General features: G+C 70.6%; 9 protein-coding genes. 3 read left to right on the top strand and 6 right to left on the bottom strand.

Going from position 1 to position 8,530, the window contains the following annotated elements:
• Positions 1-262: 262 nt before the first annotated feature.
• Positions 263-1,060, bottom strand: a complete 798-nt coding sequence (locus DJ74_RS15420; protein ID WP_094527812.1) for an inositol monophosphatase — start codon at positions 1,058-1,060, stop codon at positions 263-265.
• 150 nt (positions 1,061-1,210) lie between these two features.
• On the opposite strand from DJ74_RS15420, the gene DJ74_RS15415 reads away from it, so the two are divergent.
• Positions 1,211-1,468: a hypothetical protein gene (locus DJ74_RS15415; protein ID WP_094527811.1), complete on the top strand. Its 258-nt coding sequence runs from the start codon at positions 1,211-1,213 to the stop codon at positions 1,466-1,468.
• A gap of 186 nt (positions 1,469-1,654) precedes the next feature.
• Here the strand turns inward: DJ74_RS15415 and DJ74_RS15410 are convergent, their stop codons facing one another.
• Positions 1,655-2,284, bottom strand: a complete 630-nt coding sequence (locus DJ74_RS15410; RefSeq protein ID WP_094527810.1) for a DUF1102 domain-containing protein — start codon at positions 2,282-2,284, stop codon at positions 1,655-1,657.
• Positions 2,285-2,733: 449 nt separating this feature from the next.
• On the opposite strand from DJ74_RS15410, the gene DJ74_RS15405 reads away from it, so the two are divergent.
• On the top strand, positions 2,734-3,321 hold the full coding sequence (locus DJ74_RS15405) for a transcriptional regulator (RefSeq protein WP_094527809.1): 588 nt from the start codon (positions 2,734-2,736) through the stop codon (positions 3,319-3,321).
• Complete coding sequence (locus DJ74_RS15400; protein WP_094527808.1) at positions 3,318-4,181, top strand: hypothetical protein; 864 nt, start codon at positions 3,318-3,320, stop codon at positions 4,179-4,181. The genes DJ74_RS15405 and DJ74_RS15400 overlap by 4 nt, the downstream gene beginning before the upstream one ends.
• 6 nt (positions 4,182-4,187) lie before the next feature.
• Here DJ74_RS15400 and DJ74_RS15395 read toward each other — a convergent pair whose 3' ends face one another.
• Genes DJ74_RS15395 through priS form a run of 4 tightly spaced genes read right to left on the bottom strand, consistent with a single transcriptional unit; the run spans position 4,188 to position 8,360 of the window.
• The gene (locus DJ74_RS15395; RefSeq protein WP_094525056.1) at positions 4,188-5,432 is read right to left on the bottom strand and encodes an MBL fold metallo-hydrolase; all 1,245 of its coding nucleotides are present in this window, start codon (positions 5,430-5,432) and stop codon (positions 4,188-4,190) included.
• Between the two features lie 25 nt (positions 5,433-5,457).
• The gene (locus tag DJ74_RS15390; protein ID WP_094527807.1) at positions 5,458-6,120 is read right to left on the bottom strand and encodes a DUF998 domain-containing protein; all 663 of its coding nucleotides are present in this window, start codon (positions 6,118-6,120) and stop codon (positions 5,458-5,460) included.
• A gap of 9 nt (positions 6,121-6,129) precedes the next feature.
• Positions 6,130-7,200 (bottom strand): hypothetical protein, encoded by a 1,071-nt coding sequence (locus DJ74_RS15385; RefSeq protein ID WP_094527806.1) that lies wholly within the window; start codon positions 7,198-7,200, stop codon positions 6,130-6,132.
• Positions 7,197-8,360, bottom strand: coding sequence for a DNA primase small subunit PriS (gene priS / locus DJ74_RS15380; protein ID WP_094527805.1), 1,164 nt, complete (start codon positions 8,358-8,360; stop codon positions 7,197-7,199). Before priS ends, DJ74_RS15385 begins: the two co-directional genes overlap by 4 nt.
• Positions 8,361-8,530 lie beyond the last annotated feature (170 nt).

Raw genomic sequence — 8,530 nt, 5'->3', positions numbered from 1 at the left:
CAAAGCCCCAGCCGGGAGGGTTCGCGCGGCTCGGTGCGCTCCTCGTCACTCGCTGCGCTCGTTCCTGCGGTGCTTCCGTCGCCGTGCTTCGCCCTCCCGGCTGCCCCTTTGAGTCCCACCCCGCACCGCAGCCTCACGCCTCCCCAGCCTCGTCGGACCGGCGCGGTCGCGCCGGTCCGACTCCCTCGCACGCGCTCCTCGCGGGCCATCGGCCCGCTCGGAGGCGCGCGCCACCGCTTCGATTATTTATAAGCAACCGGCCTCAGTCCAAATCCTCGATCTCGCGCGCGGCGGCGAGCACCTCGTCGTGGAGGCTCCCGTTCGAGGCGACGAGCCCCGTCGAGTCGTGTCGCCAGCGGTTCCCCTCCAGGTCGGTGACGCGCCCGCCGGCCTGTCGGATCATGAAGACCCCGCCGACCGAGTCCCAGGGGTTCGCCCGCAGGTTCGAGACCACGCCTTCCAGCCCGCCCGCGGCGACGGTGGGGAGGACGACCTGCGCGGCGCCGAACCGGCGCATGTCGGCGAACCGCCGGACGATCGCCTCGCAGGCGGCGGCGTACTCGTCGCGCGCGTCGTGGTCCCACCACAGCGTCGGGCTGACGGCGGCCCGGTGCGGGTCGGCGACGTCGTTGACCGCGATCGGGTCGCCGTTGCGGTACGCCCCGTCGCCGTCGGCGGTGTACACGTCGCCGAGCGCGGGGCAGACCGTGGCGGCCGCGACCGGTTCGCCGTCGACGACGGCCGCGACCGCGGTGCCCCACATCCGGATGTCCCGGACGTAGTTGTGCGTGCCGTCGATGGGGTCGATCACCCACGACGCGCCCTCGTCGGGGACGGTCTTGCGCTCGTCCTCCTCTTCGCCGACGAACGCGTCGTCCGGGAACGAGTCGCGGATCGACTCGATCACGGTGCGCTGGGCGGCCCGGTCGGCCTCCGTCACCACGTCGTCCTCGCCCTTGCTCTCGATGGCGATGTCGCTCCGGAAGTGGTCGTGCGCCACGCGGCCGCCCGCTCGCGCCGCGCGCTCCGCGACGGCCGCGCGCTCGTCTGCGTCGGTCATGAACGTTCTGGGGCGCCACGACGCCTATAAACGTCGATCGACGACCCCGGTCCCGCGGCTCCGCCGCCGCGACAGCGCGGTCGCCGCGAGAGTATTAACTCAATTCTGAATCCGAGTACACTTAAGTGCGAAGCACGCGATCACGTGTGTATGGAACCAGCAGAAGCGGTCCGTCAGCTCGAGTACGCCATCGACGCCTCCCTCGACGAGACCGGACAGCGCGCGGCCGCCGGCTACCGGCCGACGTTCGAGCGCGTCGCCGAGCGCGCCGACGGCGCGGCCGTGTACGACCTCGCCTGCGACCTCGCCGACGAGGTCGTCGCCGGCAATCGGGTCACTCCGGCCGAGGCGGACGCGACCGCCGAGCGCGTGCTCGACGACTGGGCGTACACCGACGGCGGGGAGTGAAACGGGGGTTTCGACGGCTTTAGAAGGATTACGCTGGCAAGGGAGTCCAGTCGGTACGGGTGCGCTCGCTACGAGCCGTCTACTGCCGCTTTTTTGACGTTCGGTGCGGTCGGTCGGAATAAATAACGATCAGATGTGTACCAGCAGTTGGGTTATGCTGGAACCTGAAACGCCCAGCTGCCGTCGTCAGGCGTTCACGTCAACGCCGCCGATACTCACTTCGGGAGTCTCATCGAACGGAGTATCGTAGCCACTAAGCGCGGTCTCGAAGCTCCAGTCAACAAGGAGCGATTCGCCGGGGCTCAGCGTCGCGCCGGAAACCTCGTTGTTGATCGAGACGGGGTCGGTACCGAAGTTGAGAGTTTGATCCAGATCGGCTCCCGCAGCCCCGTCAGCACTGCCGTTCACGTGAACGTTCGCTGATTCGATAGCGTCTAGCGAACGGATGTTTCCGATATCGATCCCGACGAGGACTTCCTTCTGACCTTGGTTGACAATCCGGAAGACCTTGTCGAAGTGGTAGTCCGAATCCGGATTCATACCGGAGTCTTCTAGCCCGGAGGCATCGCTTCCGGTAAAGTCGATTTCCAGAACGCCACCGTTGACTCTAGCGTATTCGCTTCGCGCCGCCCCACCGGTGTTGCCGCCGTATCCCACCTTCGTGGAGAATCCGAGCTTGGCGTCAGTGTCGTCGTTTGAGACCCTGATGTTCGCGCCCCGGTCGACGCTGGCCGTCGTAAACGCACCCGTCCCCGTTGCAGCTGCCCCGCCGGCAGCGAGCGATCCCAGACCGATCACGAATTTGCGTCGTTCCATATCGTATCTCACCTGTGTTGACGCACCCCCGCAGCCCGGGCGTCCGGACCGGGAGTGCTTGGATAACACATACGGGTGGTGGTACTTCGTTATGATATTCTCGACATGTTCGCGTGCACTCCTCGTTGCGTGGCTCGCGCGGCTCGATGCGCTTCGGGCGCTCCTCGTCGCCCGTCGCTCGTCGCCCCGAAACAGCGATAAAGAGTTCCTAATTCGCTTCAGGGAGTGGATTAGCTGTTCAACGGTCCCCTGAAGATCCGGTCGGGCGTTCGTACCGGATTCAGGTGCTCCCCGTCTGACCGCCGATCATCGCCTGCTCCTAACAGAAAAACGACATTGACAGGTTAACTATCCTACTCATTTATGATAGTATCTCGCACACGTTACAAGCGAAAATCGCCGGTTCGAGGAGGGAGATCCGCCGGCGGGGAACCAGGGTGCTCACATCGATGACATCGACCGCTGCCACGACGGACGAATCGAGCCGAAACGGAGGTGAACTGTCCGAGGACGAGGTCTTCGAGGTGCTGTCGAACAGGCGGCGCCGCTTCGTCATCCACGCGCTCAAGCGCGCGGAGGAGCCGATCGACGTCGCCGAGCTCTCCGTGCACGTCACCGCGTGGGAGCGCGACGTCGACCCGGAGGCGGTCCGGTACGAGGACCGCCGGAACGTGTACAGCACGCTCCGGCGCACGCACCTCCCGAAGCTGGAGGAGAAGAACGTGGTGACGGTCGACGAGGAGGCGAACCTCGTCGAGCCGACGCCCGAGCTGGAGGAACTCGACATCTACGTCGAGGTCCTCCGCAGCCGGGAGATCCCGTGGAGCCTCTACTACGTCGGGCTCGCGGGCGTCGCCGTCTCGCTCATGGTCGCCGTCGCGACCGGAACGCCGGGGTTCGCGGGGCTCGACGCGATCGACGTGGGGGCGTTCACCGCCACCGCCTTCGGGATCTCCGCCGCCGCCCACCGCGTCGTCGGCCGCCGAGCGCGCCTCGGGAACTCCGAGAAACCGCCCGAGCTCTCCGAGGGCACATGAGCGCGACCGCCCGGACGCCGACGGCCGACGCGAGCGCCCTCCGGACGCTGAGCCTCGTGCTCGTACTCGCGGCGGCCGTCGGGCTGGTGATCGGCACCGTGGGATTCACCGCGATGGAGGCCGACCGCGGGCTCGCGGTCAACGTGACGGACGATGCGAGCGCGTACCTGGGCTACGAGCCGCTCGCCGACGAGGTCCGCGACGGCGAGTCCGTGCCGGTCGTCGAGTACCGGAACCGGTTCGGCGGCGACCTCGGCGAGTTCGACGTCGACGTCTCGATCGCGGACCCCGGAGCGACGGACGCGACGATCGAGTCGGTCGAGCCGCCCTCGTCGCTGGAGCGGGGGAGCGCCGCAGCGGTCGACGTCACGCTGCGCTGTCCGGAGCGAGAGGCGGTCCCGCTCGCGTTCGAGGTCGACGCGAACGGCGGCGGGGTCAGCGTCTCGCTGGACCGCACCCACACCGTGACCTGCGTGCCGACGGGACCGACGGTGACGGGAGTCCGGTACACGGGCGTCGGAAACGCGTTCGTCGACGTGGAAGGGCGGAACGCGACCGTCGAGGCGACCGTCTGGCTCACGGCGGCGAATCCGGGCGAGGGCGGCCCCGAGGGACCGATACGGTCCGTGACGGTCGACCGCCTGAACACCTCGAACCCCGTTCGGCCGCAGCTCCCCGACGCGTCGAACGAGCGCGTGGCGGCCGTCGAGTTCCCGAACCGGGGCGTCGCCTACTTCCATCCCGGATGGGACGGGGAGAAACACGCCGGTCCGAGCGCGGGAGACGGGGTCGAACGCGCGGGCCCGCTGAACGCCGCGACCGTGTCGAACACGTCCGTCGTCGACGAAAGCGACGACTGACCGCTTCTACAGCTCCACCCGCTCCCCGATCTCGGGCGCGCTCGCGTCGAACCCGTCCGCGCGGAGGTCCTCGGCGAACGCCTCGCAGCGGTCGCCGTGGTTCACCAGCACCCGCGCGCCGCGGTACGACTCGAGGAACGACTCCAGTCCCTCGCGATCGGCGTGCGCGGAGAAGTCGTACGACTCCACCCGGGCGCTGACCGGGCGCACCTGACCGTTTATCTCGAGCCGCCCGTGTTCCTGGAGCTCGCGGCCCGGCGTCCCCTCGACCTGATACCCCGTCAGCGTCACGAGGTTCGCCGGGCTGCCCCGGATCTTCGGAAGGTACGAGTGGACCGGACCGCCCGCGAGCATCCCCGACGTTGTGATTATCAGCTCGTTGTCGGCGGCGATCCGCTCGCGCTGGCCGTCGCGGCCGGTGACGAAGCGCGCGGCGCCCTTGGCGCGGCGGAGCGCCTCGGGGTCGCGCAGGAACTCGGGATACTGACGGACCAAACGCGTCACCTCGACCCCCATCCCGTCGACGTAGGGGGTGAGGCCGTTCGCCTCGGCGACGAGCATGATCTCCTGCGTCCGCCCGATCGCGAACGCCGGCGCGACGACGGTCCCGCCCTCCCAGATCGTCGTCTCCGTGCTCTCGGCCCAGCGGTCCTCCACCGCGCGGCGGTCCTCGTGGGTCACGTCCGCGTACGTCGACTCGCAGATCACGGCGTCGGCGTCGGGCCGCGCCGTCGTCCCCGACACGAGCCGCTGGTCGTCGGTGTGGAAGTCGCCGGTGTACAGCAGTCGGTCGTCGCCGTCGTCGACGACCACGTGCGCGGACCCCGGGATGTGTCCCGCGTCGAACAGCGTCACCTCGTACTCCGTCCCCCCCGCCTCGACGGGGAACGGCTCTCGGTAGGCGTGTCGCTCCTCGACCTCGCCGACCCGCGCGACGTGCTCCTCGGAGAAGGGACACAGCGGGCTGTTGCCGTGGAGTTTGAGCGTGTCGCGCGCGAGCGTTCGCGTCAGGTCCGCGGTCGGCGGCGTCCAGTGGACCGCCGGCCGCCGGTCGCCCTTCAGCAGGGCCGGCACCGCGCCGGCGTGGTCGAGGTGCCCATGCGAGACGACGACCGCGTCGGGCTCGGGGTCGCGGACCGGGTACTGCGGGGGGTCCGCGGTCAACAGGCCGTAGTCGAGGAGCAGCGCGTCGTCGACGAGGACCGCGCTCCGACCGACCTCGCGGGCGCCGCCGAGGAACTCGACCTCCATCGCCGATAGATAGCCGCCCGCGGCGTTAGTGCTCGTCGGTCTCGCTGCCTCCGGTGCTACCGTCGCCCCCGACGCCGTCGAACCGTGCCGCGACCGCTCCGACGACCGGCGCCGGCCCGAGGATCCACACCCACGCCGCGAGCACGAGCGCGCCCGGGAGCTCCGGCAGCGCGAGCCCCGTCACCGGCCACCACCCCGCGAGGAACGTCGCCCAGACCGCGACGTGGACCGGGACGAACGCGAGGGTCGCCCGCCCAGTCGCGGTCGCCCTCCGAACGACCCCGTCGACGGCGAAGGCGACGGTGACGAGGCCGTAGAAGCCGATCGCCGACGGGCCGTGGAGCGGTTCCGTGAGGTCGAAGGCGCCGACGCCGGCCATCGCGACCATCGCGATCGCGAGGACGGCCGCGCGGAGCGCGCCGGTCCGACCGCCGAGCGCCCGCCCGAGTTCGACCGCGTACCCGACGCCGACGGCGCCGCCGAAGATCAGCCCCCAATTGAAGACGGGCGCGCTCGGATCGCGGACCCCCAGGTCGGAGAGCGCGTCGCTCGTCCACGAGAACGTCGGGTCGAGGAGGACCGCGGCCGCGATGCCGCCGAGCGCGAGGAGCGTCGCCGCCGCGCCGAGAGCCCGGACTCGGGCGGTCGTCTCGGCGTCCGAGACACCTGCCGCGGCGTCACCGCCCATCGACGGGGGTCAGTCGAGCCGCTCCGCGGCGTCCCGCTCGACGAGGGGCGCCGCGTTCTCGACGGGGAGGCTCACGACGTCCTCGCTCGCGAGGTCGTACTCCCGCTCGTCGACGCCGAAGATGGCGCCGATGTCGCGGGTGATACGGACGGTCGCGCGGTCGTTGTCGACCGACTCGGCCGCGCGGGTCGACTCGGCTCCGGGAGACGCGCCCGTTTCGTCGGTCGAACCGACGTCGTCCGCGGCCGCGCGTCCGTCGCCGCCGGGCGCTCCGGGAGGCGCGGGCTCCGTCGGGACCGCGGTCGGGCCGCCGTCGGTGGTGGCGCCGTCGCCGGCGACGTCGTTCGCGTTGCGCTCCGGCGCGTCGGTCGGGGGCAGGTCGGACGACTCCGCCGTCTCGCCGGGCGTCGCGTCGAGCGCGTCGGCGACCTCGTCGTCCCCGCCGCCCATGGCGCCGGCGAGCGCGTCGGCGACCCCGCCAGACTCGTCTTCGGCCGCGTCCGCCTGTTCGATGGGGTTCGACCGATCGGCGGGCTCCGGGTCCGGCGCGGGTGGCGCCGGCTCCTCGGGAGCGTCGGGCGCGGCGCTCTCCGTCGGCCCCCGCTCCGCCCGGGCACCGTCGGGCGCGGACGCCGGTTCGAGCTCGGACCCCGTTCCGGACGCCGATCCGGACGCGGACTGGTCCACCGACACCTCGCCGGAGAGCACGTCGAGCACGCGCGATTTGTTCTCACCGATGCGGTCGACGAGGTCGTCGAACAGCTTCCGCTCCTCGGTCGTCATGCCGTCAGCGTCGACCGGCATGTCGGCCGCGGCGAACGACGCGAGCTTGACGACCTTGCCGACGCGGCGCTCGTACAGCGCCTCGGCGACCTCCTCGGCCGTCTCGACCTCGTCTGAGAGGCGGCGGACGTCGTCGTCGGAGAACGGCTTGTCGACCTGTTCGGCGCGGCGGTCGCGGGCCGCGCGCAGGTCGGCGACGTAGGCGGCCACGTCGTCGTAGAAGGAGTCCCGCAGGTGCTGGAGGCTGTCCTTGCGGCGTTCCTTCGCTTGGGCCGATCTGAGCTCGTCGAGGTTCATTGTTCGGGTGCCTTCCGGGCTTCGCCGCGGGCCATGAGGAAGACCCCGGCGAACTCGGGAACGGTGTTTCTACCGGATTCAACTCTAACGCGCTCGCCGTTTAATTCTACCGTCCGATCGACGTCGCTCTCGATCCGGATCTCGCGGCCGACGAACCGGTCCGGCACCGCGTCCCGAAGCGGGTCGAAGTCGGCGAGGTCGTCACGCTCGATCGGCGTGACGACGAGCCCGGAGCCGCCGTGGAGCGTCCCCGGAAGCCGGATGAGCCGCCGCGTGTCGGTGGTGACCGGCTCGTCGATCGGGGCGGTGTCGGTCGCGGCCGCGCGCGACGCCAGCGCGGAGACGAGCCGGCGCACGCCCGGGCCGCCGGCCTCGACGTTGCCCTCGCGGACGGCGGTCGGGTTGCGGTCGAACGCGCCGAGGATCGTCTCCGCGCGCCCTTCGCCGATCCCGTCCAGCTCCATGAGGCGCTCGCGGGCCGCGTCCTCGTCCATGTCGCGGAGGTCGTCGGCGTACTCCACGAGCGCCTCGTGGACGCGGGCGCCCCACCCGCCCTCGGTGCGGAGCACGCGCTTCGTCGTGCCGCGCTCGGAGACCGTCCGGATCAGGCCCTCCGTGTCGAGGTCGATCGCGCGCACGTAGTCGACGATCTCTCGGCGCGCCTCGCTGTCGAGCCCCCGCACGCTCTCGTCGCGGACGTGGACGTGGTAGCCGCGCCCGCCGGAGAAGACGACGGTGAGGTCGTCGAAGGCGAAGTCGTCGTCGAGGAAGTCGAGCAGCCGCAGGAGGGCCTCCTTGCACTCCGCGAGCATCTCCGGGTACGAGGTGGTCTCGGGGTCGACTCCCGGGAGGTGGTCGGCGTCGAGGTCGAAGATCAGGTCGGCGGAGCGCCACCCCTTCTTCGACATCGTCGAGGCGCCGGGGTCGTCGTAGCGCGCGGCCGAGAAGTAGGCGTGCCGGGGCGCGTTGTCCGCGAAGAACGTGTCGACGTCGCCGAGGTCGAACAGCGACTGGTGGCGGACCATCGTCGTCCCGGAGCCGGGCGTCCACGGGATGTGGCCCCACTCGCGCAGGTTCGCGTCCGGCGGGAGCGACGGCGAGGCGCGGCGGTAGTAGTCGCCGAACCGCCCCTTCAGGTACTCGCGCGTCCGGTCGTCCATCGTCTCGTCTGCTACCGGCGGTCGACGTATCAACGTATCGTTCGCGGACCGGTTCCGCCGCGGCCGACGCCGACCATTTATAACTAGAGCCTCGGCAGTGCGGAAGGCGCGCGCCGCCGAGCGGCCGCCCTCGGCGGCCGCGAGGTGCGTGCGCGAGGGAGGCGGCGGGC

Origin of the sequence: Halorubrum sp. Ea8, from assembly GCF_002252925.1 — an archaeon.
Lineage (GTDB): Archaea > Halobacteriota > Halobacteria > Halobacteriales > Haloferacaceae > Halorubrum.
The sequence above is the reverse complement of the archived record's forward strand: the minus strand, read 5'-3'. Positions and strand labels throughout refer to the sequence as shown.

Coding starts and splice junctions, on each gene's coding strand:
- DJ74_RS15415 (WP_094527811.1), top strand. CDS start 1,211: ATGGAACCAGCAGAAGCGGTCCGTCAGCTCGAGTACGCCATCGACGCC.
- DJ74_RS15405 (WP_094527809.1), top strand. CDS start 2,734: ATGACATCGACCGCTGCCACGACGGACGAATCGAGCCGAAACGGAGGT.
- DJ74_RS15385 (WP_094527806.1), bottom strand. CDS start 7,200: ATGAACCTCGACGAGCTCAGATCGGCCCAAGCGAAGGAACGCCGCAAG.
- priS (WP_094527805.1), bottom strand. CDS start 8,360: ATGGACGACCGGACGCGCGAGTACCTGAAGGGGCGGTTCGGCGACTAC.
- DJ74_RS15410 (WP_094527810.1), bottom strand. CDS start 2,284: ATGGAACGACGCAAATTCGTGATCGGTCTGGGATCGCTCGCTGCCGGC.
- DJ74_RS15395 (WP_094525056.1), bottom strand. CDS start 5,432: ATGGAGGTCGAGTTCCTCGGCGGCGCCCGCGAGGTCGGTCGGAGCGCG.
- DJ74_RS15390 (WP_094527807.1), bottom strand. CDS start 6,120: ATGGGCGGTGACGCCGCGGCAGGTGTCTCGGACGCCGAGACGACCGCC.
- DJ74_RS15420 (WP_094527812.1), bottom strand. CDS start 1,060: ATGACCGACGCAGACGAGCGCGCGGCCGTCGCGGAGCGCGCGGCGCGA.
- DJ74_RS15400 (WP_094527808.1), top strand. CDS start 3,318: ATGAGCGCGACCGCCCGGACGCCGACGGCCGACGCGAGCGCCCTCCGG.